We start from the raw sequence: 26,305 nt of genomic DNA, 5'->3' as shown, positions 1-26,305 counted from the left end.
TAAAATTAAATAGATTAATTGAAATTTCCGTCAGGTATTACTTGGCGGATTTTTTTTAGCCCTGATCGAAACGGCATCCTTTTGTGGCGGGGTTCGCCACAAAAGATATAGTGGAGAGCAGGAATAGCTTCATAAAAAACAGCTAAATGAAACCGAAATAAGCGGTGTTTGAATAAAAAAGTGTAATTTTGCACTCCAATTTATAAAAGTATGAGAACCAAGTCTTTAAAAAAGAACAAAATTAACGTAATCACTCTTGGGTGTTCGAAAAATGTATATGATAGTGAAGTGCTTATGGGACAACTTCGTGCCAGTGGTAAAGAAGTCACTCATGAAGCTACTGCCAAAGAAGAAGGAAACATTATCGTAATCAACACTTGTGGCTTTATTGACAATGCCAAAGCAGAGTCGGTAAACATGATTTTGGAATATGCTGATAAAAAAGACAAAGGATTAGTGGATAAGGTTTTTGTTACCGGATGTTTATCTGAGCGTTACAGACCTGATTTAGAAAAAGAGATTCCAAACGTAGATCAATATTTTGGTACTACCGAATTGCCTCAGTTATTAAAAGCTTTAGGCGCTGATTACAAACATGAATTATTAGGAGAACGTTTAACTACAACTCCTAAAAATTATGCTTATTTAAAAATTGCCGAAGGTTGCGACAGACCTTGCAGTTTTTGCGCTATCCCTTTAATGAGAGGTTCTCACATTTCGCAACCAATTGAAAAATTAGTTAAAGAAGCACAAGGTTTAGCTAAAAACGGGGTTAAAGAATTAATCCTGATTGCTCAGGATTTAACTTACTATGGACTTGACCTTTATAAGAAAAGAAATCTTGCCGAACTTTTGGAAGAATTAGCAAAAGTTGAAGGTATTGAATGGATTCGCTTGCATTATGCCTACCCAACCGGTTTCCCGATGGATGTTTTGGAATTAATGAAGCGTGAGCCTAAAATTTGTAACTATATAGATATTCCGTTGCAACATATTTCTGATTCTATTTTGAAATCAATGCGTCGTGGAACAACTCAGGCTAAAACAACTCAGTTATTGAAAGATTTTAGAGCTGCAGTTCCAGGAATGGCGATCAGAACTACTTTAATTGTTGGATACCCTGGCGAAACTCAGGAAGATTTTGAGATTTTGAAAGATTTTGTTCAGGAAATGAAATTTGACAGAATGGGATGTTTTGCTTATTCTCATGAAGAAAATACTCATGCTTATTTGCTTGAAGATAATGTTCCGGATGATGTAAAACAAGCCAGAGCAAACGAAATTATGGAATTACAATCTCAAATCTCATGGGATTTAAATCAGGAAAAAGTAGGACAGGTTTACAAATGTATCGTTGACAGAAAAGAAGGTGCTCATTTTGTGGGAAGAACTGAGTTTGATAGCCCTGATGTTGACAATGAAGTATTAATTGATGCCTCTAAACATTATGTAAAAACAGGTGAATTTGTTAATATAAGAATAATAGAGGCAACAGAATTTGATTTATACGGAGAACCTGCTTAAATTTACGCTAAACAATTATCAATTTTAGATAAAAAGACTTTTATGAAACCTATACAATCTTTATTTCTTTTGGTTTTTACCATATTCTGCTTTAATTCTGTTTCGGCTCAATACGGAAATGGATATAACAATGGTTATGGCGGCGGCGGTTATGGTGGTGGTTACGGAAACGGCGGCTACGGACGTGGCGGCGGAATGGGTATGGACAGAAGTATGATGGGAGGTCCTCAGGGAAACACCAGCAAGCCTAAAGAAATTCCTGTTGAAGAAACTGCAGCAAAAATTGTAGAACAAATGAAACCTGAGGTAAATCTTGATGAACTTCAAGCCATAGCAATTACTAACGTTTTAGCAGACAGCTTAAAAGAACAAGGGATTTTATTGAAAAACGAAGGCAGCAGTCAGGATCAAAAAATTGAGCAAATAAAAGCTTTAAGAGAAAGTACTACAAAAAAAATAACTGCTTTTTTAAATCCAGATCAAGTTACTAAGTACACTTCGTTTATGGAAAACTTTAAGGAAATTAAAAAACCTTCTAAGTCAAAAAAGAAAAAGGACTCTAAAGATTCTAAGGACGTAAAAGAAGTTAAAGAAGACACTGAAACAACAAAGATTCAGGAGTAATTACTTCAATTTTTTCTTTTTAAAATATAACTAACCATGGCAAAAAAACTTTTTTGTTATCTGATTCTGGCAATTATAATTAGTTCTTGCTCTACAAATCCTTACAAAAACACGGAAAAAGTTTACGACCAACAGCTTAAAACTTTAGAAAATCAAATTACAAGCAAAGAAGCACAGCCTATTCCGGCTGTAAGTCCTGTAATTATTGACACTTCTTATGCTGCACAATTGGGTATCGTAAAAGATACTTTGTCTAAAACCGGATCTACTTATTTATTAAATGGTGTAAATACAGAATGGATTGGAACTGTAAATTTCAACCTAAGAAAACCAAGTTTTATTATTATTCACCACACTGCTCAGGATTCTATTCAGCAAACCATAAAAACATTTACAAAGACAAAAACACAAGTAAGTGCTCATTATGTAATTTCTGAAAACGGAAAAGTGGTGCAAATGCTAAATGATTATTTAAGAGCATGGCATGCAGGAGCATCAACCTGGGGAAAAAATACTGATTTAAACTCTTCTTCTATTGGAATAGAACTTGACAATAATGGTTTTAAACCTTTTACAGAAGCTCAGATTAGCAGTTTGGTGGCTTTATTGACAAAACTAAAGAAAGACTATAACATACCTACTCAGAATATATTGGGTCACGCAGATATTGCTCCTGGTCGAAAACAAGATCCAAGCGCATTATTTCCGTGGAAAACATTAGCCGAAAAAGGATTCGGAATTTGGCCGGATGCTGTTTTAGAAGAAGCTCCTTTTGATTTTAAAATTGAACCTGCTTTGAGAATTATTGGCTACAATACCAAAAATCTTTCGGCAGCAATTCAGGCTTTTAAACTACATTACATCCAAACAGATACAACTGCTGTACTAGATCGAAAAACAATAGATACTATTTATTCGATTTATAAAAAGCAAATTCAATAAAAAACATTACAAAACAAAATATCAAACGCGTTTCTATAGCTTTAGAAATGCGTTTTTTTTATTTAGAAAAGTTTCAGGATGCAAATAACAGGAAAATGACGAGAACGTGACAATTACACAAATTAAAACATTAACCGCAGAGATCTAAGAAAGTCTAAAATGTCTTTGTCTTACGCAGATTAAAATGGGTTTAACTTCAGATTTAATAATGAATACCTACTTAAGTTTTTTTTAATCTTCACGAGAAAATAATTCGTTAATCTGAGACAAAAAATTAAGGTTCAAATAAAAAAGCTGCCGAAACATTAGCGTATTTCGACAGCTCCAAAAAAAAAAAAAAAAATATCAATCTTTATCTCTAGAAAGAGTATGTTGTAGCTATTAATCCGAAGAACGAACCTCCCGTTGGCGCAGCATCTTTATCCAAAAAGATATCTTCTGAAGCGGCATCGTATCTCAACTCTGGAATTATAGTCAATTTTCCGACTTTATAATTTAATGAAACAGTATTTGCAAAAATATTTGATCCTGTTAATGTTCCTAAACTTGCAGCAGCATCTTTAGCATCAAAATATTCCATTCTGTAAGCCAAACTCAAAGATGGCTTGAAAGCATAATTAGCATATCCTACTAATGAAAACCAGTCTCCATCCAAAGTACTATCGAAATCGTTTTTAGTTTTAGCATAAGTTGCATTAAAGCCTAAAGAAAAAGCATCTGTAATTGTTTTAGACGCTACAAAATCGATTTGTGTTTTATTCTCATCAGATGCAGGATTGCTGCTTCCTGAAGTAAAATTTAAATAAGCACTTCCGGTTTCGCCAATATATCCTAATTGCGCGATGTATGTTTTTTGTTTTGAACCGGCATCCATAGCTGATTTAAAATCAGTAGGATTTGTGATCCCAAACATAGCAGTAAACTTCCCTGAAGTATACTGAGCTTTTACACCGGTATTAAAGAATGGCCCATAAGAAAATGCATAAGACATGCTGTAATTTTTATTCCCTATTGCATCTAATACCTCATATCCTATATGTGTCCCGAAACTTCCTGCCACCACTTTAAACTTGTCTGTAATCTGATAGGTAAAAAACAATTGTTTAATTAAAAATTTTGCATTAATATCCTTGTCTGTTGTTTCATTATATGAAAATTCTCCTGCTCTTTTTCCGAAACCTAAATCTACAAAAACAGAGGCTTTCCCGAATGTGTGCCCTGCCTGAATAGAAGCCATTCCCAGTTCGAACGAATCTTGTGAGTTGGTAAAGCTCGTCAATCCATTCATTTGTTTTGAAAAATCATACTTGTAGTAAGCGTCTGCTGATCCTCCCCAAGTTGTTGCTGGCGAAACTGAACTCTCAGTATCATCTTGGGCAAAAGCAAAAGAACTCGTTAACATCGCGGCTAAAATGTGTACTACTTTTTTCATGGTTTAATTGGTTTTTAGTTATTAATTGATTCTGGTTAGTTAATCTTTTATATATGTATTGAAATACTATAAGTCACTTTTAAAACCTCATTTTTGCCTCTAAAACATCTTCATTTTCATTAGCGAATTTATTAACTTTTGTATGAGTAGAATAATTGAAAAGTGTTTTTTTGATGTTTTAAGGCAAGAATTACGGATTACAAAAATTAGAATAACAATAATCGTGATATGATATTAATACCGAATTATTTTTGAAAATTCAACAACCAATTTTAAGACAAAAAAGCACAAAAAACATATTTTAACTGTAAAACACCATTAAAAAAACATATAAAGAATCAAAAAACATATTTTAAAACAAATCATACCCCATAAAAAATAGGGGTTATTAAAAATTAAAACAAAAACACCATTAAACACAAAATTATCATTGAAAAGAAAAACACTAAAAACCAAGAACAAAAAATTCTTACAAAAACAAACAAAATAATAAGATCAAAAACAGGCTCTTAGAACTCCTCTCTTCTCTTTTTTATAAGTCTGTTTATGATTAAGTACAGACAAAAAAAGCCTGTTCAAAACTGAACAGGCTTATGTGCCAACAACGCAACTAATTCTAATTTTGTGTATTGTATTTTCTTAGAAACTCACGAACTTTAATACCGGATTCTTTAAGGTCTTCATCTTTCCATTTTCCCTCTGATTTTGCGGCTTTTTTAAGTATCGAACACGTTTCATCTTTATCTGAAACAGACCAGGTAATCCAGCTTAATTTTCGGGATTCCATCCAATCTATATATTCCTGCCAGGCTTTTATATTTAAAGGTCCATCGCCGGAAGCTTCCATACCGGCAGATTCTGATACAAAAATGGGTAAACCGCTTTTTATAGCTTCATCTGTTCGGTCTCTTAAATCTTTACCGTGCGTTGCAGCGTAAAAATGCATGGTATACATTATATTGTCAAATCCTCTAATCGGATCTTCTGCCGGACGATCAACATCCTGATCCCAATGCGGGGAACCTACTAAAATAATATTGTTTGGATCATTTTCTCTAATTACCGTTATGACTTCTTCGGCGTAAGCCTTAATCTCTGACCAGGATTCGTAATCAGGCTCATTAAATATCTCATAGATTACATTGGGGTATTTTGCATACTTTTTAGAAACCTCAGCAAAAAATTCTTTGGCTTCTTCTAAATTTATATTGTGACTGTGCCAATCTATTATAACATAGATATCTGATTTTATTGCGCCATTTACAACTGCTTCTATTTTCTCTTTCGAAAATTGAGGATCTTTATTATACGACATCTCCCCTAGTTCAATTCCCATTGCAGCTCGAACAACATTGCAGTTAAAATCCTTTTTTAGCCAACTCACTGCTTTTTCATTATAAAATCGCGGCCACATACTATGCCAGCCAAAACTCATACCTCGTAAAACAATTGGGTTATTATCTTTATCAACTAATTGAGTTCCCTGTACACTAAGCTGCCCATGTCGTTTTACAAATTGAGCATTTGACACCAAAAACATTAGTAATAAGATAAGCATAAGAAGTTTTCTTATCGTTTTCATAATCATTCCGTTTTGCGGGTTAATTTTAATGCAATCACATCATGAGGAGCAAGTTCAGAAATAAAATTCTTCCTGGTGTTTCCTGTTTCTTTATTTTTCCATAAATCTGTTATCTTAAAAACAGTACTATTAAAATCTGCCAAATAACCAAAATCAACATCTTTGATTGTATTTTTTTTCCAATCGAAATTGATTTTTTTAATCCTTTCACTTCTGTTTAAAAAAGTAATTGCCCAATTTCCATTTGATAAAGGTTTTACCCAAACTTCTAATCCGTCTTCTGCTGCATATTTAAATCCCTGAATCCCAATTTCATCCTGATTAACGGCAATTAATGCTGCATTGGTTAAAATCGCCAGTGTTTCTTTTGACATTTTTCTGAAATCATTACCGGCAATCAGCGGCGATGCCATCATACACCACATGGTAAAATGTGCCTTGTCTTCGGTATTCGTCATTCCGTCACCTACTTCCATCATATCAAAATCATTCCAATGATCGGGACCTGAATATTTACGGATGTCTTTGCGCATTTCTATAATTTTCATAAATCCCCAGGATGACCAGTTTCCTTGTTCATGTTTAAATTCACAATCAAAACAAGGATAAATATCTCCGGAAATTCGCCAAAGATTCCCAATTGGCTTTCCCCATTCCCATGGTTGATTATCTCCCCATTCACAAAGACTAAAAACAATTGGTTTTCCGGCAGTTTTCAGGGCGTTGCTCATTGTCGAATAGGCTTCTTTGGCAGTAATTCCCTGTGTATTGCACCAGTCATATTTTAAAAAATCGATTCCCAGTTTTGCATAAAAACGAGCATCCTGATATTCATAACCACGAGTTCCCGGATATCCGGCACAAGTTTGCGTTCCGGCACAATTGTAAAGCCCAAATTTTAAGCCTTTGCTGTGCACATAATCAATCACCGCTTTCATTCCGTTAGGAAATTTAACCGGATCAGGAACCAGATCTCCGTTTGCATCACGTTCTCTGGTCATCCAGCCATCATCAAGTACAATATAATTGTATCCTGCAGCTGCCATTCCTGATGACACCATGATATCTGCTGTTTCTTTTACTAATTTTTCATCAATATTAGTTTCGAAAGTATTCCATGAATTCCAGCCCATAGGCGGCGTCATTGCAAGTCCTTCAAATTTTCCGGCTGCCTGAGTATGTGTATTTCCCTGACTGAAACCTAAACCCGATATGCTTAAAACAATTACTAAAATGATTTTTTTCATTCTTAAAAATTCAATTTAATTATATTAAAAAAGTATTCCCTAATTGAGTGGATTAGGGAATACTTCAAACAAAACTCAAAACAGAATAACCTATTTCAATACAAATCCTATGTCATCAAACAACACAGTATTACCTCCGTCATTATTTGATTCCTGAAATGTAAGCATAGTAACACTTGCAGGATTTCCTAATTTACTTAACGGAATTTCCATATAAACCCAGGTAGTTGTAACCGGAATAACATAGTTTGCTCCTCCATTTACACTAAAATTAACCTGACCATTTTTTGATCCTTTAACAGCAATTCGCATTGCTTTATATCGTGTCATATCATAGTTAAAGCCCCAGTTTCCTCCATCCCAGGCATTAAATGTCCATTGCCATGATTTATTGCCCTGATAAGCATCTCCATCAAAATCAAAATTCACACCTTTGCCTGACCATGGTCCTCCCCATTCCATTCCGTACAATTTATCATCATATAATGCAGTTCCTATAGCTTCAAGTGAAGTTGCTGTACCGGATATATTGGTTACAGCAAGATTTCTATAGTTTGCATTTGCCGGTATTTTTACCACAATTTGTTCTAAGGTCGAAGATATTATGGTCACCGGAACGGCTGGTTCTGTAGCTGTTTTTGCCAATGTAACAATAGGATCCAGAAAATATTTACCTTTAATGGTTACCTCATCTCCTTCGGCACAATTTATAAAATTAAAGCCGCTAAATGTTGGTACCGGAGGTGCAACTTTAAAATCAAAAGTCGCTGTACCTCCTGCTGTTACTACTTTTAACTGATTTGAAGCATTGGCATATGGTGTATTTTCATCAATTAATACAACAATATCTGTATCTGTTACAAAAGTAGGTCTGAAATAAGTATCAAAATCATTGAAATAAACTTTTTGAGTAGACAAAAATCCTTTACCATGAATGATATAGTAATTTTTTGGATCTCCAATTGTAACAGGGGTTGACGGTAAAATTTTACCATCGGCATCATAACCTGAGCGTGATACTGATTCTATAACCGGTGCTCCGGTATATACTGAAGAAGCATCATCATTGGAGCATGAAGTAAAAAACATTAAAGCTAACATCCATGCCATACATGCTGCTAACGAAACCATTTTTATATTTTTCATATTTGTATTTTTAAAAATTATTTAAAAGTATATGGTGCTACTTCTGTCAATTTTGGATTTTTAATTAAATCATCTGCAGGATAAGGTAATAAAAGGTTTGTTGCAGAAATCGAAATATGCTTTTCTGTTACTTTATCTCCTCTGTTTTGCGCTTCTAATATTGCTTTTGCTTTTGCAAAAGGCAAACGTCCTAAATCAAAATAATAGTCTCCTTCGCAAGCCAATTCTGCACGTCTTTCTTTGAAAATATCATCAAAAGAGATGGATGCTTTAGCAGAAAGGCCAGCTCTTTTACGCACTGCATTAAATGATTTTAAAGCCATAGCATCTGTAGTACTTCCGGATTGTCCACCTAAAATCGCTTCGGCATGAATCAATAATAATTCAGCATAACGCATCATATAACTGTTCATACTGCTTTCTCCGTTAAACGGAGCATTGAATGGCCCTGTTATAGGTAAGTTCTGTTTTCCGATTACATACTTTTTCAATCCGGCTCCTGAGCTTTGCGCTTCATTTTCTACAGCAAATGTATATCCTAAGATTAATGGAGAATCTACATCAAGCGTTTTGGCATAAGTTAAATTTGGGTAATAATCTCCGGGCAGCATGAATGTTTCTATTCTTCGTTTATCTCCATTTTCGAAAACATTATGAATTAAATCCTGAGATGGTGCTATCTGACCTGAATAAGTTGTTTCTACCAATCTGTTTTCCGGAGCAAATAATGTGTTTGAAAAATTACCTTCAAAATAGGTTCCTGCACCTGTCCATTGCCATGAGAAGATAGACTCTTCATTATTATTATTTTTTTGAAGCCATAAGTCAGCAAACGATTTTGCAGGCAACTCTTCTCCGCCCAGCAATTTAAACTCACCGCTATTAATTACATCCTGAGCCATTGCTCTGGCCAGATCATATTTTTTTTCATACAAATATACTTTTGCCAAAAGGGCTTTAGCAGATCCGCTTGACACGTGTGCATTTGAAGCATAATCTGAACCTCTGTTTTTGCTTCGTAAATTAGCGATCGCAAACTTTAAATCATTTTCTATGAATTTATAAACATCTTCAACCGGATTACTTGGAATAACAAAGTTTTTAGAATAATCTGCATTGTTTTCAATAATTGGCACATTTCCCCATAATCTTACCAGAAAGAAATAAGAAAACGCTCTGATAAAATGGGATTCTCCCAGAGCATTATTTAAAGCTTCTTTACTAACATTTGGACCAACACTTTGAGGTAAATTGCTGATATAAGCATTTGAATTGGCAATAGCACCAAAACATGATCTCCAGGCATCCGAAATAAAAGCTTGCGAATTGGTATAACTCAAATCGGTAAATTTTCCAAAATCATTGTATTGACTGGCATACATATTACCTGAAATTACATCGGTAATACCGTAAAATGCTGATTTATTCATATTGAACCATACAATACCATATAAACCATTACTCGCATTATCCAGTTTTGTATCTGAGTCATAATAATTTCCTACTGTTGGTGCTCCTTCTGCCGGTACATCTAAAAAATCCTGAGAACAAGACGATGAGATTAACAATAGCAACGCCATAGCAATAGCACCGTTAATTTTTATTATATTTTTCATATTAATTCGTATTAAAATTCAACATTAAAACCAAAAGTTATTTGTCTCGGCGTTGGGTAACGTCCGTTATCAACACCAGACAACAATGCATCCTGATTAAAAGAACCTACTTCCGGATCATATCCTTTATATTTTGTAAACGTAAACAGGTTTTGTCCCGAAGCATAAAGTCTTAATCTTGATAATTTGATTTTTGAAATCATATCCAAAGGAAGAGAATATCCTAAGGTTACATTCTGAATTCTCAAATAAGATCCGTTCTCAATAAAACGGGTCGAAACCGCATTATTGATATCATCATAAGTTGATGGTCTTGGCAAGGAAGCATTTATGTTTGATGCAGAATAAAAATCAGCAGCTTCTGCTAAATAATTTGTTCCCAGGTTGCTGTTCATTGTACCAGATGCACGGGTTAAATTCATTAATTTATTTCCGGCAGTTCCCTGAACGAAAATAGATAAATCAACATTTTTGTATTTAAAGTTATTGGTGAATCCGTAAGTGAATTTTGGATTTGGATTTCCAATAGGCACCATATCTTTTAAATCAATTACACCGTCATTGTTTTGATCTTTATAAATAACATCTCCTTTTTGAAAACTAGGCAATAATGAGTTGGTTCCGTTTTTCAAAACCACTTTGTTACCAGAGGCATCAGTATGACCATAAGCCGTCAGATCAGCATCAGTTCTGTAAATTCCGATCGCTTCATACCCTATAAAAGAACCTATTGGTAAACCTTCCTGAGTTCTGGAAACCGTTACCGTATTATAAGCAAGTGTTCCCATTGTTTTTACAATATTCAGTCCTGCCATATTGGTAACTTCGTTTACATATTTGGTAAAGTTTACATTAGCATTCCACGAAAAATCTTTTGTAAACTGATTGGTATATCCAAGTGTAATCTCAATACCTTTATTTTGCATGCTTCCCAGATTAAAATAAGGAGGATTCACACCACCTTCATAATCTCCGCCACCGGAAAGGAAGTTGGGTAAAGGAACCTGATACAGGAAGTTTTTAGACACTTTTTTATATAAATCTACCGATGCTGTAAGCTTGTTTTGAAACAAATTGAAATCTAAACCTAAATTGGTCTGTTCCTGAGTTTCCCATTTCAAATCTTTGTTTGGCGTGTTAGAAGGCAAATAAGAAGTTCCCATTGTACTGTTGACCAAATGTAAATTAGAATCGTACAAATTATTACCAATCTGATTATTTCCTGTTTGTCCCCAGCCAAATCTTAATTTGATACCATCTACATATTTCTTTGTGCTTTCCATAAAAGCCTCATTCGAAAGCTTCCAGGAACCGCCTACCGAACTAAAAACACCCCATTTATTTCCAACGAAAAATTTTGAAGATCCATCAGTTCTCACTGCAGCCGAAACACTATACCTATCCGCATAATCATAAACAACCCTTCCTAAATAAGACGCCAGTGTTTGCGTTCCTGAATATACCCCACTCGTAACCGCTTTAGAAAGATCTGAAGCCGCAAGAGATTTATCGTTATTATCTTTATAACCATAACCTGTTATAGAATAACCTTCCCAATGCGCTCTGTTAGATTCTTGTACAGCTAAAATGGTAAAATTATGTTTGCCAATAGTATTTCTATAGGTAAGCATGTTTTTTAAGTTCCATGAGTTTCCGCTTGACGGATTGTAATATAAATTGGCATAGCTTTTTACGGCATTCCCTAATGAATACATTGGATCAAATCGTTGCCCTAAATTATCATAGATATATCCTCCTGCTTCAAAACGATATTCTAAACCCTTAAATAAATCGATTTGTGTATAGAAATTTCCTGAATAGTTTTTTCTCACCAAAGTATTAGATCCCAATAAAGAAGTCGCAACCGGATTAACAAAAGATGTTGCTCCTCCTGCCGGCGGTCCTGCAAAAGCTCCGGATAATTCTCTGACAGCCACATCCGGAGTCGCTAATAATGAAGTTGCAACCACTCCATTAAATTGTCCGTTCAAAGTTAGTTTTTCATCTGTAAGTGCCCCACTAATATTAACACCTACTTTGATGAATTTATTTACTTTGGCATCAACATTTGTTCTAAAATTATATCTTTTAAATCCTGACTCAATTACAATACCTTCCTGGTTTAATACGCCACCAGATATATAGTAGTTTATCCCTTCTTTACCACCGGAAAAAGACAATTGGTTTGATGTCATAATACCCGTTTCGTAAATTGCGTCCTGCCAGTCAGTTCCTTGTCCTAAAATTTCCGGATGTGCAAACTCAGGGCGTTTAGCAGTAGGATCATAAACATCTGCCAAAGCATTTTGATGAACCGCATATTGCTGCAAATTCATAGAATGTAATTTTTTAGGAAGATTGCTAATAGAATAAGAGTTTTCGAAAGATAATTTACCAGTACCTTTTTTACCCGATTTTGTAGTCACAATTACAACCCCGTTAGCACCACGCGAGCCATAAATAGCAGTTGCAGAAGCATCTTTCAGAATATCAATAGATTCAATATCACTAGGATTAATAAGAGCCAAAGGGCTTAAAGTAATATTTCCTGAATTAGAAAAGTTAGAATTTCCCGAAGCATTTCTGCCTGAAGTTGAAGAGTTACGCGCATCTCCGGAAATTGGCACACCATCAATTACATATAAAGGTTCGTTTGTACCTGTTAAAGACGAAACCCCTCTGATTTTTACCGAAACATTACTTCCCGGTTCTCCGGAATTACTGCTCACCACAACACCCGCAGCTTTACCCTGCAGCATCTGATCAAAAGAAACTACTTTTAAGTTTTCAATATCTTTTGAACTAATACTCGAAATCGCACTGTTGATGTCTTTTCTCTTTTGAGTTCCGTAACCAATTACAACTACATCTTTTAAATCTTCCGCATTTGTTTTTAATACTACATTAATAGTTTTATTGGTACTTACTGTGATTTTTTGCGTATTGAATCCGATAAACGAAAATACCAGGGTAGCATTTACAGGAACATCGATTGTATATTTACCATCAAAATCCGTTGAAACAGTTGTTTTTAGTCCCACAACCGAAATATTTGCTCCCGGAATCGATAATCCTTTTTCATCTGATACTGTTCCTGATATTTTTACCTGAGCCGTAATAAAATTACTCGTCAGTAACAAAAATAAAATCAAAGGAACCGCTTTGTGGTTAGCATTCCAATGAATGAAGTTAGTCATTAGTTTTTTCATAATAAATGTTTGGTTAGTTTAAATTCGTTATCATAATTCAAGTCATAAACAAGAGTGGTATTATTTTCTTAAATTATTTAACAAATCTATAACACAAGAAAACATTAAATCGATAGTATTATATCATTTAATGATAATATTTTTACTATACGACTTTAAAAAAACACATATCAAAATAAAAGCATGGAAAAATTGCAATATCCTCAAACAACACCTGCAAAACGACTTAAAAAAATAGATAAAAAATAACGAAACCGACAAAAAGCAATCGATTTCGTTAAAAATAATATTTGCTAGTGCAAAAAAAGTATCACTATAGAATACGTTTTAATCCTGAAAAATCTTCTCTGTACTGACTGGGAGTACAATTTTTTGTAGCCTTAAAACTACGATTGAAGTTTGCAATATTATTGAATCCGGATTTGAAAGCAACTTCAGAAACACTCATATCTTTTTCGACAAGCCAACGAGCTGCATACCCTATGCGAATATCATTTATATAATTGACAAACGTTTTTCCGGTTCGTTTTTTAATAAAACGATTAAAAGATATAATAGACATACTGGCAACATTGGCAACATCTTCAAGCGTGATTTTTTCAGCAAAATGTTTCTGTACATATTCATATACCAACTTCATTTTATCATAATCATCAAATGTGTCATAATCTACTGTATAAGTCGAAAGCAAACGCTGATTTCTGGAGTTAGCCAAATCATATAATAAAGAAGTAATTTCCAGAAAATAGTCCATACCATCTAATTTAGAAAGCCTTACCAGTCTTGGGGTTAATTCTTCGGCAATTTTTTTGGAGAATAAAATTCCATGAATCGAACGATTGAACATATCCCGAATTGGATTCATAATACGCCTTGCCAACAAAGATTCATGAAATAAATCATTATGAAACTGAATCGTTATTTCGTGTATTTTTTTATTGGTACACTTATTCAGTTCCCAGCCGTGATATAAATTTGGACCTATCAAAACCAATTCGACATTGTCAATTTCTTCAATATTATCACCAACAACACGTTTAACACCTTTACCGTTTAAAATAAAATTTATCTCAAATTCCGGATGATAATGCACCGGAAAATCAAAACTGTCTTTTACCCTGTCGAAAACCAAAAAACTATCACCAGCTGACAATGGAGCTATTTCTCTATAAAAATTTTTAGTACTGCTCATCTCTAAAAGCTATTTTAAGAAGTATTATTTTGTTTTTTTTATTGCAATAATATGATATATAATTGATAAAATAATATTAATTACAATATAAACATCCGATTATCTTTGAAAAATAGAATTATCATTTTTACAAAAACAACATTCATAATAAACATTAATCATTTTAAATGTAATATGTTTTTATAGTTTTGATAATTTTAATCCAAAAACAGTATTAAATTTTCGATCAGAAAACTACCTCTGTTTTGATTGTTGTTTCCTTTATAAAAAAAGTAAGTAGTACACTGATAAACAAGTATATTTATAATGAAAAAAAACATAATTGCACTTATAATTGCAGCACTTACCGGAATTTCATGTTCTGCCAAACCCCCAATCACTAATACTAATTTGTCACTTGCAGATAAAAAAGCAACACCAGAAACCGTTTCTCTATATAAAAAACTGAATCAATTAACTCAAAAAGGATATCTATTTGGACATCAGGACGATCTTGCTTATGGTGTAAAATGGAAATATGAAAGCGGCCGCAGTGATGTAAAAGAGGTTGTGGGTGATTATCCTGCTGTTTACGGTTGGGACATTGCCGGTTTAGAAAAAAATGACCTTACTAATATTGATGGTGTTCCGTTTGACAAAATGAAAAACTATATCCAGGAGGCCAATAAAAGAGGCGGAATCTCTACCATAAGCTGGCATTTTGACAATCCTGCAACCGGAAAAAATGCTTGGGACAATACCCCAAATTCCTTAAAAACCATATTGCCCGGTGGAGAAAACCATCAAAAATTTATTTCATGGTTAGATAAAGCCGCAGCCTTCTTTTTATCCTTAAAAGATCAAAAAGGAAAAAATATTCCGGTTCTCTTCAGACCGTATCACGAACTTACCGGAGGCTGGTTTTGGTGGGGAAAAGGAAATTGTACTGCTGATGAATTTAAAACCGCATGGAAATTCACTTTTGAATACCTGCAGAAAAAAGGAGTTCATAATTTAATTTATATTTACAACACAGGTAGTTTCAGCTCGAAACAAGATTTTCTGGCTAACTATCCCGGAGATGATTTTGCTGATATTTTAAGTTTTGATTCCTATCAGAATAACGATGATAAAGAAGGCAAAAAGTTTATAGCAGAAGTTCAAAATCAGCTAAAAAACATAAATGAAATTGGCATTGAAAAACATAAGTTAATTGCCATTGCTGAAGCCGGATACGAAGCAATTCCCGATCCAAAATGGTGGACAGGTACTTTATCCAAAGCCATTGGTGATTATAAAATTTCTTATGTTTTATTATGGAGAAACCATGGCTGGCAGGAAAAAGAACAAAAAATGCATTATTACGCGCCATATCCCGGTCAGATCAGTGAAAAAGATTTTGTAGAGTATTACAAACTGGATAAAACATTGTTCGAAAAAGACATTAGTAAAATTAAAAATTGAGAATTAAAAATTCGCCTAAATCCGCGTCATCTGCGTGCAAAAAAAATCAACACATAGAGACTTAAAATAATTGCCCAAATCTAAAATTACAATCCTTAAAAAAAGCCTAATGCACGACAAAATTAATTTAAAAGAAAAAATAGGTTACGGTCTTGGAGATGCTGCCTCATCCATGTTTTGGAAAATTTTCAGTATGTATCTGCTCTTTTTCTACACCGATGTTTTCGGGTTAGCTCCTGCCGTAGTGGGAACCATGTTTTTGATTACCCGAATCTGGGATTCCTGTTTTGATCCGATTGTAGGCATCATTGCCGACAGAACCAAAAGCAAATGGGGAAAATTCAGACCGTATCTTTTATGGGTTGCCGTGCCTTTTGCCGTAATTGGCATTATGACTTTTTACACACCGGATTTTGATGAAAAAGGAAAAATCATATATGCCTATGTAACTTATTCTTTAATGATGATGATTTATTCTTTAATCAACGTTCCGTATGCCTCGCTTTTAGGAGTAATGTCGTCTGACCGAAAAGAAAGAACCACTTTGTCTTCTTACAGAATGGTTTTTGCTTTTGGCGGAAGTCTTTTGGCGCTTTGGCTGATTGAACCTTTAGTCAATTATTTTGGCGGAAACTTAAATTCTAAAACGGGCTGGCTGACAACAATTGCCGTATTTGGAGTTATTACAACTGCTTTTTTCTGGGGCTGTTTTTTCTTTACCAAAGAAAGGGTAAAACCCATTTCTGATGAAAAAAACAATCTAAAAGAAGATTTAAAAGACTTGTTAAAAAACAAACCCTGGTGGATTTTATTGGGTGCCGGAATTGGTGCTTTGGTTTTCAATTCTATTCGTGACGGAGCTGCTGTTTATTATTTTAAATATTATGTAAGCAGTAGCGTAAATTTTGATTTTTCCCTTTTCGGAACCAGTTTTCATATGACACCTACCTCTATTTATTTGGTTTTAGGACAAGCAGCCAACATCATCGGAGTGATTGCGGCAACCCCAATTGCGAATAAAATTGGTAAAAAGAAAACCTTTTTGGGTGCTATGGCACTTGCCGCAATTTTGAGTTTGATTTTCTATTTGTTCGGAAAAGAAGATGTATTCCTCATTATGAGCTTTCAGGTTCTAATCAGTATTTGTGCCGGTTGCATTTTTCCTCTAATCTGGTCGATGTATGCTGATAGTGCCGATTATTCAGAATGGAAACAAGGCCGCAGAGCTACAGGGTTAGTTTTCTCTGCCTCTTCAATGTCGCAAAAATTTGGATGGACCATTGGAGGCGCCGGAGCCGGATGGCTTTTGGGATATTATGGCTTCAAAGCAAATGTTGAACAAACCGCCACAGCACAAAACGGAATTCAGTTAATGTTAAGTATACTTCCTGCCATCGCAGCCTTAATATCAGTCGCTTTTATTTTGTTCTATCCATTATCTGAGGAAAAACTTCAGATAATCGAACAGGATTTAAACGAAAAAAGAGATCAGCTCAATTAAAATAATACAGATACAGAAATCTATTTATATGACAACAATAGCCACTTCAACTACATTTCAGGATAGAAAAGTAGCCTTAGAAAAAGAACATAAAATACTGATCGAGCAAAAAAATGCTCCTCAGGATCATACCGGAAACGGGATATACGAACGCTACAAAAATCCTGTTGTTACAGCAGCTCACGTACCTTTGAACTGGCGTTTTGACCTGAACGAAAAAACCAATCCGTTTTTACAGGAACGAATTGGGATGAATGCCGCTTTTAATGCCGGCGCCATGAAATGGAACGAAAAATACCTTCTCGCAGTTCGTGTAGAAGGAATTGACAGAAAATCTTTTTTTGCTATAGCCGAAAGCCCAAACGGAGTAGATAATTTTAAGTTTTGGGACAAACCCTGCGTGATTCCACAAACCCAGGAACCGGACACAAATGTTTATGATATGCGCTTAATCCATCATGAAGATGGTTGGGTTTACGGAATTTTTTGTACCGAAAGAAAAGATCCAAAAGCTCCAAAAGGCGATACCAGTTCGGCAGTAGCCAATGCTGGAATCGTACGTTCTAAAGATTTAGTAAACTGGGAAAGATTACCGGATTTAATTTCGAATACAGGTCAACAACGTAATGTGGTTTTACATCCTGAGTTTGTAAACGGAAAATATGCTTTATACACACGCCCGCAGGATGGTTTTATTGATGTTGGAGCCGGTGGCGGAATTGGTCTTGGATATGTTGATGATATGACAAACCCTATTGTAAAAGACGAGAAAATTATTTTCGGCAAACAGTATCATACTATTTATGAATTAAAAAATGGCCTTGGCCCTGCTCCTATTAAAACTCCAAAAGGCTGGCTGCATCTGGCACACGGTGTTCGTAATACCGCTGCAGGTTTACGTTACACACTTTATATGTTTATGACCGATTTGAATGATATTGCCAAAGTAACACACGTTCCGGCAGGACATTTTATGGGGCCTGAAGGAATCGAAAGAGTGGGCGATGTATCGAATGTTCTCTTTTCAAACGGATGGATTGAGGATACTGACGGAACTGTATATATCTACTACGCTTCATCAGATACCAGAATGCATGTCGCCGTTTCCTCTGTAGAAAAACTAATAGATTATGTGATCAATACTCCGGCAGATACTTTTATTTCGGCAGGCTCAGTAAAAACTATTATCAGTCAAATCGAAAAAAACAACACCATATAATTCTCGTGTCTACAAAACTAAAGCAACTCAAAACAGAACTATCTGCAGAACTGGATTCCATTTTAAAATACTGGTCCAAAAATACCATCGATAAAGAAAATGGCGGTTTTATTGGGCAAATTGATTTTAACGAGCACATTATCGCCAATACTGAAAAAGGTTCTGTTTTGAATGCCCGAATTCTTTGGAGTTTTTCATCTGCTTATAAAGTAACTAAAAATGAGAATCATAAAAAGACCGCACAAAGAGCATTTGAGTTTCTTTCGGAGCATTTTTATGATCCTGAATTTGGAGGTTTATTTTGGAGTATCAATGCGGATAAGACACCAAAAGATACTAAGAATCAAATTTATGCCCTGGCGTTTGCCATTTACGGATTAACTGAATATTATGCTGTTTCTAAAGAAGACAAAGCTTTGGAAATAGCCAAAAATTTATATTTAAAGATTCAGGAACATAGTTATGACCCTGTAAACAAAGGTTATTTTGAAGCCTTAACACGAGATTGGCTGCCTATTGAAGATTTGCGTTTAAGCGATAAAGATGCCAACGAAAAAAAAACGATGAATACGCATTTGCATATCGTTGAGGCTTATGCAAATCTGTTTAAAGTCTGGAAAGACAAAAAACTTCAAAATGACATTATTGAATTATTAGAAACAATCGAAAAACATTTCATTAATACTAAAACCGGTCATTTAAGATTATTTTTTGATGAAAACTGGATCGAAAAACCAGATGTAATCTCATACGGACACGACATCGAAGCTGCCTGGCTTTTATTACAATGTGCCGAAATAGCTGAAGATAAAACGTTGATTGCCCATTATACCCAACACGCCATTCAGATGGCAGAAGTAACTCAGGAAGGATTAGATACTGATGGTGGTTTATGGTACGAATTTGATCCTGAAAAGCATGAATTAGTTGCCGAAAAACATTGGTGGGTTCAGGCAGAAGCCTTAATTGGTTTTTATAATGCCTATCAGTTAACTCAAGATGAAAACTATCTAAACATCGTTTTGAAAAACTGGGATTTTATAAAAAATTACATTCTGGACAAACAAAACGGCGAATGGTACTGGGGAATTAATCAGGACTATACGGCAATAAAAAAAGACAAAGCAGGTTTTTGGAAATGCCCGTACCATAACGGACGTGCTTGTCTGGAGCTTATTAACCGAATTAAAACGTAACCAAAAATGAAAACTACATTTCTAAAAACAGCATTTATAAGTCTGTTCGTTTTGGCACTTACAAACTGTTCATCAGACAAAGACACCAGCAATGTAATTATTGTTGATCCGCCTGTACAAGGAGATCCTCTAACGACAAAAAATGTGACAAATTATATGGTTGATGCCAATGCTACCAAAGAAACTGTAGCTTTATTTTACAATTTAAAAAGACTGGCACAAACCAAAATTGCTATTGGTCAACAGGACGCTTTTAATAGTTTTTATCAGGATAATGGCGGTGATGCTGACATCAAAAAAAATACAGGTTTTGATCCTGCACTTTTAGGTTCTGATTTTTTATTTATTACCGATAAAAACAATAACAACCAACCTGATAATTGGTTTTACCAGCAAGAGCAAAAAACGATCAGCGATGTAAAAACCGCTTATGCAAAAGGTATCATCAATACTTTTTCATGGCATTTGAGGGAACCAAACAAAGAAGATTCGTTTTATGCGTCTGACATGACTTCAGATCAAAAAGCAACGGCTTTCAGGAGTATTTTACCGGGCGGAGCAAATCACGAATGGTACAAGAAAAAACTCGATAAAATAGCCAGCGTACTCTTAAACTTAAAAGGTTCAAATGGAGAATTGATTCCGATAATTTTCAGGCCTTTCCACGAATTTGACGGAAGCTGGTTTTGGTGGGGCGCCAGTTTTTGCACTCCCGATGAATACAAACAAGGATATCAGTTTACGGTTGATTATTTAAAAAATACCAAAGGCGTTCATAATATTTTATATGCCTTTTCTCCTGACAACTCCTATACTACAGAAACCAATTATTTAAGCCGGTATCCGGGTGACAAATATGTTGATGTCCTTGGAATGGATAATTATGGAGATTTTGACAATCAAGGCACAACGGGTTCGGGCAGAGCCAATGCTAAACTAAAAATAATATCGGATCTGGCTAAAACCAAAGTAAAAATCACTGCTTTGACCGAAACCGGTTATCAGGTAACAAGTGCAAAAATGCCAATAACAGACTGGTTTTCGAATTATTTGTACAACGCATTAACATCAAACGACATTCAGGTAAGTTATGTTATGTTTTGGAATAATACGAAAGACGGATATTATGTTCCAAATGGTTCTGTTTCGAATGCAGCTGATTTTAAAACATTTACTGCAAAACCAAAATCGGCATTATTGAATTCATTACCAAAGATGTATGAATTGCCGAAATAACACAAAGCATATCATTGCCAGGAACGAAGCAACCGCATTAATACGAAACACATTGGTGAGTAAATACAAAGAGAAATTGCTTCGTTCCTCGCAATGACTTATAATAACAAATTATCCTAGCCCTGATAGAAGTGGAAATCCTTTTATTTTTTTCTTTAAAAAATAAAAGATTGAAACGGATAGCAGGATTAAGCTCCTAAAAAAATAAATAATGAAAAACAGATTTCTAATAACTCTTGTATGTACTTTGATTTTTGCTGTAATAACTTGTCAGGCACAGGAAAGAATTACGGTAAAAGGAACGCAATTTTACAAAGGCGATAAACCATATGCTTACATTGGAACCAACTATTGGTACGGAAGTTTACTGGCTTCTAAAAAAGTGGGTGACCGAAAAAGATTGCTTAGAGAGCTTGATTTATTGCAGAAAAACGGAATCGATAATTTAAGAATTCTGGTGGGTGGCGATGGCGGAAAATATGATTTTACCGTTCGTCCGGCGTTGCAATACGAACAGGGAAAGTATAATGAAGATTTGCTGGACGGACTGGATTTTTTGATTAACGAAATGAGCAAACGTAACATGTATGCCGTTTTGTATTTGACGAATAACTGGGAATGGTCTGGCGGAATGTCGCAATATTTAGAATGGAATGGCAAAGGCGCGATTCCGGTTCCGGCAATTCCACCCAATACCTGGCCGCAATTTATGTCGTATACCGAGCAATTTCATAGTTGTGAGCCTTGCATGAAAGCTTTAGAAAACCATGTGAAGTTTATTATGGGCAGAACCAACAACTATTCGAAAAAGAAATATACAGAAGATAATACGATTATGGCATGGCAGGTTGGGAATGAGCCCCGAACTTTTACACCGGAAAATGAGGCAAAATTTACGCTTTGGCTCAATAATATTGTTGATTTAATGAAAAGCCTCGACAAAAACCACTTGATTTCGACTGGTTCTGAAGGTAAAAATAGTTCGAATGATAGTATGGAAATTTTTGAGAGAACACATCGAAATCCGAATATCGATTATTTGACCATGCATATCTGGCCGAAAAACTGGAATTGGTTTAAAGCAGATAATGCCGAAAAAACATTACCAACAACGCTGGAAAATGCCGGAAAATATATTGACGATCATATTAAAGTGGCGAATAATTTAAAACGTCCGATAATTATTGAAGAATTTGGTTTACCCAGAGAAAATGAAAATTTACTGGCAACCTCAGCTGTAACAAACAGAGATATTTTTTACCGTTATATTTTTAGCAGAGTAGCTGAAAGCGTTAAAAGCAACGGACCATTACAAGCAGCAAATTTCTGGGGATTTGGCGGAGAAGGCAAAGCGGTTAACACAGATGGAAAATGGAATCCGGGCGATCCGTTAACCACAGATCCGCCACAGGAACCACAAGGCTTAAATTCTGTTTTTTCTACAGACAAATCGACTTTGGATATTGTAAAAAAATACAATAAAGAACTGAAAAAAAATTAAATCCTATAAGTGATATAAGTTCGTTTTAAAAAGGCTGCTTATAATTTCTAAACACATAGAAGTAGATTTTAAAAACTTAAATCTATAAAGATGCTGAAAAGAAAATAATGATTTTTCCACATAGTAATATGAGATTTATTTTGAGTGAAACATCTTTACTGCGATTTGTAAGCTATGTTTCTATGTGTTAAAAAAGAACATTATTTTTAAATGAACTTATATCACTTACATGGTAAAAAACTACAATATGAAAAAGCTATTTACTGGTCTTTGTCTTTTACTTTTGAATCTTTCTTTTGCGCAAAAGAAACAGGATTTTGTTTTAAAATCTCCTGATGGAAAAATTGAAGTTAAAATTGCCGTAAATGGCAAAATAAGCTGGTCTGTATCTCACGAAAAAGATTTAATTCTGGCTCCTTCGGCAATGTCAATGACTTTAGATCAAAATATCGTTTTAGGAGAACATGCTATAGTTTTTAGTTCAAAAAAAGAAAGTATTGATACCTCGTTCGATTCCCCTTTTTACAAAAAGAAATCGGTTCAAAACAAATACAATCAGCTGATTTTGAATTTCAAAAATGATTTCAGTATAGAATATCGTGCTTTTGATGATGGTGTTGCATATCGTTTTAGAACCCAAAAGAAAAAAGATATTACTGTAAAATCTGAAGAGGTGGTTTTGAATTTTGATCAGGATTACAGCACTTTAATGCCTTACGTTCGTGATTTACGAAACCCAAAAGATCCTTATATTTCTTCGTTTGAAGCGCATTACGAAAACAAAAAAATAAGTGAATTTGCTAAAGATACGCTGGCTTTTCTTCCGTTTTTAATTGATTATAAAAACCATAAAAAAGCAGTTTTTCTTGAAGCGAACCTGGAAGATTATCCAGGTTTATTTGTTACCAATAATAGTTCAAAATCTGGTTTTGAATCCCGATTTTCTAAATACCCTTTACAGGAAAAAAATGGCAGATTCAATAACATCAACCGATTAATTACCGAAAGAGCGGATTATTTGGTTCAAACAAAAGGAACGAGAACTTTCCCGTGGAGAATTCTCGTGATCTCTGAAAATGATGCCGGTTTAGCCAATAATGATATGGTACAGAAATTAGCTGAACCTTCTAAAATAAAAGATATTTCATGGATAAAACCCGGAAAAGTAGCCTGGGACTGGTGGAACGACTGGAATATTTACAATGTCGATTTTAAAGCCGGAATCAACACTCAAACCTATAAATACTATATTGATTTTGCCTCTAAAAATAAAGTTGAATATGTGGTTCTCGATGAAGGCTGGAGTCTGGAAGAGGATATTATGAAACATAACCCAAATGTAGATTTAGAAGCTTTAATCGCTTACGGAAAAGAAAGAAATGTCGGGATTATTTTATGGAGTTCCTGGATGGCTTTGACTAAAAACACTTCGGGTATTTTAAAAAATTATGCCAACTTGGGGATTAAAGGTTTTAAAGTCGATTTTTTAGATCGCGACGATGCCAAAATGGTAAATTCGGTTTATGATATTGCACAAAAAGCTGCTGATAATAAATTGCTTTTAGACTTTCATGGCATGTATAAGCCAACCGGAATTCAGAGAACTTTTCCGAACATCCTGAATTTTGAAGGTGTAAAAGGATTAGAAAATAATAAATGGACGCCGAATGATGATGTTCCGTTATACGACTGTACAATTCCGTTTATCAGAATGATGGCAGGACCAATGGATTATACTCCGGGCGCCATGCGAAATGCTACAAAAAGCGAATTCAAACCAAGCCATTCCAATCCGGTAAGTCAGGGAACGCGATGTCATCAATTAGCGCTTTATACTATTTTTGAAGCACCTTTGCAAATGATGGCAGACAGTCCGACAGCTTATATGAAGGAACAGGAAAGCACAGATTTTATAGCTAATGTTCCCACTACTTTTGATGAAACGGTTTCACTAAACGGAGAAGTTGGAAAATTCGTTTCGATTGCCAGAAGAAAAGGAAATGTTTGGTATTTAGGAGCAATCACCAACTGGGATTCCAGAGAAATTACGATTGATTTTTCATTTCTTGAAAAAGACAAAAAATTTAAAGCCGAAATTTTCTCAGACGGAATAAATGCTGATAAAGCTGCTGTTGATTATAAAAGAGAAATTACAGAGGTTGATTCAACAACGAAACGAACCTATCGATTGGCCAGTGGCGGCGGATTGGCGATGATTATAAAATAATTGAAGAAATCAGAAACCTAACAGGTTTTAAAAACCTGTTAGGTTTTCCTAAGATATTATTTTTTTAAAAGAATATAATTTCCTGTTTTTTCATCCTTTTTGACCATGTAATTTTCTTTTAATTTTATTGTCCAGCCATCTCCTTCGACTTCCTGATCGCTAATCTTAGTAGGAGCACTTACATTTATTTTATTCCAATTAGAACTCATTAAAGCTCCATTTTCAACAGTAAGAATTCCCCAATTATCATTTACTTTAATATTTGGATAAACAGTTCCTTTATCTTCAATTGGCAAAATATTTCTGGGATCAAAAGAGACATTCATATTTTCAAAATTTATAACTAAATGTGGCTGATCAATTAATTTTAATTTATAATTCTCTATTTGTTTCTTGATTATAGACTCTCTTATTTCTTCTTCATTAGAAATCAAACTTCCGTTATACTCTTTAGCATTTTTATCTACGGCAGCTTTTAAATCAGTTGGAGTTTTGATTTTTAGGTGCTGAAGAAAAAAGTCTGTCAAGTTTGTTTTAGAAGAAACTTCCTGATTCCAATACTGATCCTTTTCACTAAGTAAATACCCATACATTGGAATTGTAACATAGGCAAATGATCGCACAAAAGTTGGATTTTTTAAAAAAGCATCAGTTGTTGTAATAAAATGCTCTGCAATTCGCTTTTTATCCCTATTACTAACCATAAAGCCTGTATACTCCGCAATTCCTTCATTGAGTTCCAGATCATTTTCAATAACTTCAGATTGTGGAAAAAGAGAATTTCGATATTTTCGAAAAACAAATGCATTTGTCAAATGTCTTTTTTGTTCTTTTTGAGAATTAGCAATAACAGCTTTTTTTAGGGCTTCTAATTCCAGACGCAAATAAATTCTCCCTTCTTTAGAATCAAGATGATTACTTTCTTTGTTGTTTTGGATAAATCCTAAAGAAGATTGTTCCTTATGAAAAAGTTCATGTGCTAATAGATTAATCCTGTCATATTCATCCTTAGGAAGTGGCAGCATAATCATTGCCCAGATCTTATCATTCCATTTTACAGAGGTATTTGCAACGTTTATGTTCTCAGGTAGTTTACCAACATAGATATTACCTTGTGGTTTTAACTCATTCTTTGGGTCAGGTTGATTACTATAAACCTCACGAGTTTTGGTATCAACTAAAAGTATGCCTCCATACAAATCAACATTCCATAGCTTATATGCTTTTGATGTTTTGTTTTTAATTTCCTGAAAATAAAATGAAAGTTTATCAATCTTGCTTTGGTTTTCCTGCTGCCCTTGTGCTGCTATTGAAATAAGACAAATTAAAAATAATATTTTCTTTTTCATTATAATTTAAATTAAAGAATTACCGTATAAATATATTGAACCAGAATCAAAATGCTACTTATTCATCTACAACTTTAACTAAAAATTCAAAAAAAAGAAAAGATTCTTAAACTTGTCGG

18 protein-coding genes are annotated in these 26,305 nt (G+C 34.5%); 10 read left to right on the top strand and 8 right to left on the bottom strand.

Translation table 11 applies throughout. The annotated features are described in order from the left end of the window. The first annotated feature begins 210 nt into the window (after positions 1–210). The 3 genes from rimO to A4F88_RS19995 are packed head-to-tail and all read left to right on the top strand — an operon-like array spanning position 211 to position 3,090. Positions 211–1,524, top strand: a complete 1,314-nt coding sequence (gene rimO, locus A4F88_RS20005) for a 30S ribosomal protein S12 methylthiotransferase RimO (protein ID WP_068844534.1) — start codon at positions 211–213, stop codon at positions 1,522–1,524. A 42-nt stretch (positions 1,525–1,566) separates the two neighbouring features. Further along, positions 1,567–2,148 carry a hypothetical protein gene (locus A4F88_RS20000; RefSeq protein WP_068844533.1) on the top strand — a complete coding sequence of 194 codons (582 nt, stop codon included), beginning with the start codon at positions 1,567–1,569 and terminating at the stop codon, positions 2,146–2,148. Positions 2,149–2,184: 36 nt separating this feature from the next. After that, positions 2,185–3,090, top strand: a complete 906-nt coding sequence (locus A4F88_RS19995) for an N-acetylmuramoyl-L-alanine amidase (protein WP_068844532.1) — start codon at positions 2,185–2,187, stop codon at positions 3,088–3,090. A 358-nt stretch (positions 3,091–3,448) separates the two neighbouring features. On the opposite strand, the gene A4F88_RS19990 is transcribed toward A4F88_RS19995, so the two are convergent. From A4F88_RS19990 to A4F88_RS19960, 7 genes are all read right to left on the bottom strand, one after another. After that, positions 3,449–4,522, bottom strand: coding sequence for an outer membrane beta-barrel protein (locus A4F88_RS19990; RefSeq protein ID WP_068844531.1), 1,074 nt, complete (start codon positions 4,520–4,522; stop codon positions 3,449–3,451). A gap of 616 nt (positions 4,523–5,138) precedes the next feature. After that, positions 5,139–6,104: a glycoside hydrolase family 5 protein gene (locus tag A4F88_RS19985; RefSeq protein ID WP_082815824.1), complete on the bottom strand. Its 966-nt coding sequence runs from the start codon at positions 6,102–6,104 to the stop codon at positions 5,139–5,141. A gap of 2 nt (positions 6,105–6,106) precedes the next feature. After that, complete coding sequence (locus A4F88_RS19980) at positions 6,107–7,351, bottom strand: glycoside hydrolase family 27 protein (protein ID WP_068844529.1); 1,245 nt, start codon at positions 7,349–7,351, stop codon at positions 6,107–6,109. A gap of 90 nt (positions 7,352–7,441) precedes the next feature. Next, the gene (locus A4F88_RS19975; protein WP_068844528.1) at positions 7,442–8,497 is read right to left on the bottom strand and encodes a hypothetical protein; all 1,056 of its coding nucleotides are present in this window, start codon (positions 8,495–8,497) and stop codon (positions 7,442–7,444) included. A gap of 17 nt (positions 8,498–8,514) precedes the next feature. Further along, complete coding sequence (locus A4F88_RS19970) at positions 8,515–10,113, bottom strand: RagB/SusD family nutrient uptake outer membrane protein (protein WP_068844527.1); 1,599 nt, start codon at positions 10,111–10,113, stop codon at positions 8,515–8,517. A gap of 11 nt (positions 10,114–10,124) precedes the next feature. Next, positions 10,125–13,322 carry a SusC/RagA family TonB-linked outer membrane protein gene (locus tag A4F88_RS19965; RefSeq protein WP_068844526.1) on the bottom strand — a complete coding sequence of 1,066 codons (3,198 nt, stop codon included), beginning with the start codon at positions 13,320–13,322 and terminating at the stop codon, positions 10,125–10,127. A gap of 313 nt (positions 13,323–13,635) precedes the next feature. After that, positions 13,636–14,514, bottom strand: coding sequence for an AraC family transcriptional regulator (locus A4F88_RS19960; protein ID WP_068844525.1), 879 nt, complete (start codon positions 14,512–14,514; stop codon positions 13,636–13,638). Positions 14,515–14,820: 306 nt separating this feature from the next. Between A4F88_RS19960 and A4F88_RS19955 the strand changes: the two genes are divergently transcribed. The 7 genes from A4F88_RS19955 to A4F88_RS19925 all read left to right on the top strand — a co-directional run bounded on the left by A4F88_RS19955 (position 14,821) and on the right by A4F88_RS19925 (position 24,837). Continuing rightward, positions 14,821–15,957 (top strand): glycoside hydrolase family 26 protein, encoded by a 1,137-nt coding sequence (locus A4F88_RS19955; RefSeq protein WP_068844524.1) that lies wholly within the window; start codon positions 14,821–14,823, stop codon positions 15,955–15,957. 109 nt (positions 15,958–16,066) lie between these two features. Continuing rightward, a complete protein-coding gene (locus A4F88_RS19950; protein ID WP_068844523.1) occupies positions 16,067–17,458 on the top strand; it encodes an MFS transporter in 1,392 nt (463 codons plus the stop codon). Positions 17,459–17,486: 28 nt separating this feature from the next. After that, positions 17,487–18,677 carry a glycoside hydrolase family 130 protein gene (locus A4F88_RS19945; protein ID WP_068844522.1) on the top strand — a complete coding sequence of 397 codons (1,191 nt, stop codon included), beginning with the start codon at positions 17,487–17,489 and terminating at the stop codon, positions 18,675–18,677. A gap of 5 nt (positions 18,678–18,682) precedes the next feature. Further along, the gene (locus tag A4F88_RS19940) at positions 18,683–19,873 is read left to right on the top strand and encodes an AGE family epimerase/isomerase (RefSeq protein WP_068844521.1); all 1,191 of its coding nucleotides are present in this window, start codon (positions 18,683–18,685) and stop codon (positions 19,871–19,873) included. A 6-nt stretch (positions 19,874–19,879) separates the two neighbouring features. Next, positions 19,880–21,109 (top strand): glycoside hydrolase family 26 protein, encoded by a 1,230-nt coding sequence (locus A4F88_RS19935; RefSeq protein ID WP_082815820.1) that lies wholly within the window; start codon positions 19,880–19,882, stop codon positions 21,107–21,109. A gap of 211 nt (positions 21,110–21,320) precedes the next feature. Further along, positions 21,321–22,610 (top strand): glycoside hydrolase 5 family protein, encoded by a 1,290-nt coding sequence (locus tag A4F88_RS19930; RefSeq protein ID WP_068844520.1) that lies wholly within the window; start codon positions 21,321–21,323, stop codon positions 22,608–22,610. 247 nt (positions 22,611–22,857) lie between these two features. After that, positions 22,858–24,837 (top strand): retaining alpha-galactosidase, encoded by a 1,980-nt coding sequence (locus A4F88_RS19925; protein WP_068844654.1) that lies wholly within the window; start codon positions 22,858–22,860, stop codon positions 24,835–24,837. Positions 24,838–24,893: 56 nt separating this feature from the next. Here A4F88_RS19925 and A4F88_RS19920 read toward each other — a convergent pair whose 3' ends face one another. Further along, complete coding sequence (locus A4F88_RS19920) at positions 24,894–26,186, bottom strand: hypothetical protein (protein ID WP_068844519.1); 1,293 nt, start codon at positions 26,184–26,186, stop codon at positions 24,894–24,896. Positions 26,187–26,305: the final 119 nt, after the last annotated feature.

The organism is Flavobacterium chilense (assembly GCF_001602525.1).
Classification (GTDB): Bacteria; Bacteroidota; Bacteroidia; order Flavobacteriales; family Flavobacteriaceae; genus Flavobacterium; species Flavobacterium chilense.
Note: the sequence above shows the minus strand (reverse complement) of the source record. Positions and strands in the feature narration are given on the sequence as shown.

Bases quoted from the DNA above. Each gene is read 5' to 3' on its own strand.
- rimO (WP_068844534.1), top strand. From the start codon at position 211: ATGAGAACCAAGTCTTTAAAAAAGAACAAAATTAACGTAATCACTCTT.
- A4F88_RS20000 (WP_068844533.1), top strand. From the start codon at position 1,567: ATGAAACCTATACAATCTTTATTTCTTTTGGTTTTTACCATATTCTGC.
- A4F88_RS19995 (WP_068844532.1), top strand. From the start codon at position 2,185: ATGGCAAAAAAACTTTTTTGTTATCTGATTCTGGCAATTATAATTAGT.
- A4F88_RS19990 (WP_068844531.1), bottom strand. From the start codon at position 4,522: ATGAAAAAAGTAGTACACATTTTAGCCGCGATGTTAACGAGTTCTTTT.
- A4F88_RS19985 (WP_082815824.1), bottom strand. From the start codon at position 6,104: ATGAAAACGATAAGAAAACTTCTTATGCTTATCTTATTACTAATGTTT.
- A4F88_RS19980 (WP_068844529.1), bottom strand. From the start codon at position 7,351: ATGAAAAAAATCATTTTAGTAATTGTTTTAAGCATATCGGGTTTAGGT.
- A4F88_RS19975 (WP_068844528.1), bottom strand. From the start codon at position 8,497: ATGAAAAATATAAAAATGGTTTCGTTAGCAGCATGTATGGCATGGATG.
- A4F88_RS19970 (WP_068844527.1), bottom strand. From the start codon at position 10,113: ATGAAAAATATAATAAAAATTAACGGTGCTATTGCTATGGCGTTGCTA.
- A4F88_RS19965 (WP_068844526.1), bottom strand. From the start codon at position 13,322: ATGAAAAAACTAATGACTAACTTCATTCATTGGAATGCTAACCACAAA.
- A4F88_RS19960 (WP_068844525.1), bottom strand. From the start codon at position 14,514: ATGAGCAGTACTAAAAATTTTTATAGAGAAATAGCTCCATTGTCAGCT.
- A4F88_RS19955 (WP_068844524.1), top strand. From the start codon at position 14,821: ATGAAAAAAAACATAATTGCACTTATAATTGCAGCACTTACCGGAATT.
- A4F88_RS19950 (WP_068844523.1), top strand. From the start codon at position 16,067: ATGCACGACAAAATTAATTTAAAAGAAAAAATAGGTTACGGTCTTGGA.
- A4F88_RS19945 (WP_068844522.1), top strand. From the start codon at position 17,487: ATGACAACAATAGCCACTTCAACTACATTTCAGGATAGAAAAGTAGCC.
- A4F88_RS19935 (WP_082815820.1), top strand. From the start codon at position 19,880: ATGAAAACTACATTTCTAAAAACAGCATTTATAAGTCTGTTCGTTTTG.
- A4F88_RS19930 (WP_068844520.1), top strand. From the start codon at position 21,321: ATGAAAAACAGATTTCTAATAACTCTTGTATGTACTTTGATTTTTGCT.
- A4F88_RS19925 (WP_068844654.1), top strand. From the start codon at position 22,858: ATGAAAAAGCTATTTACTGGTCTTTGTCTTTTACTTTTGAATCTTTCT.
- A4F88_RS19920 (WP_068844519.1), bottom strand. From the start codon at position 26,186: ATGAAAAAGAAAATATTATTTTTAATTTGTCTTATTTCAATAGCAGCA.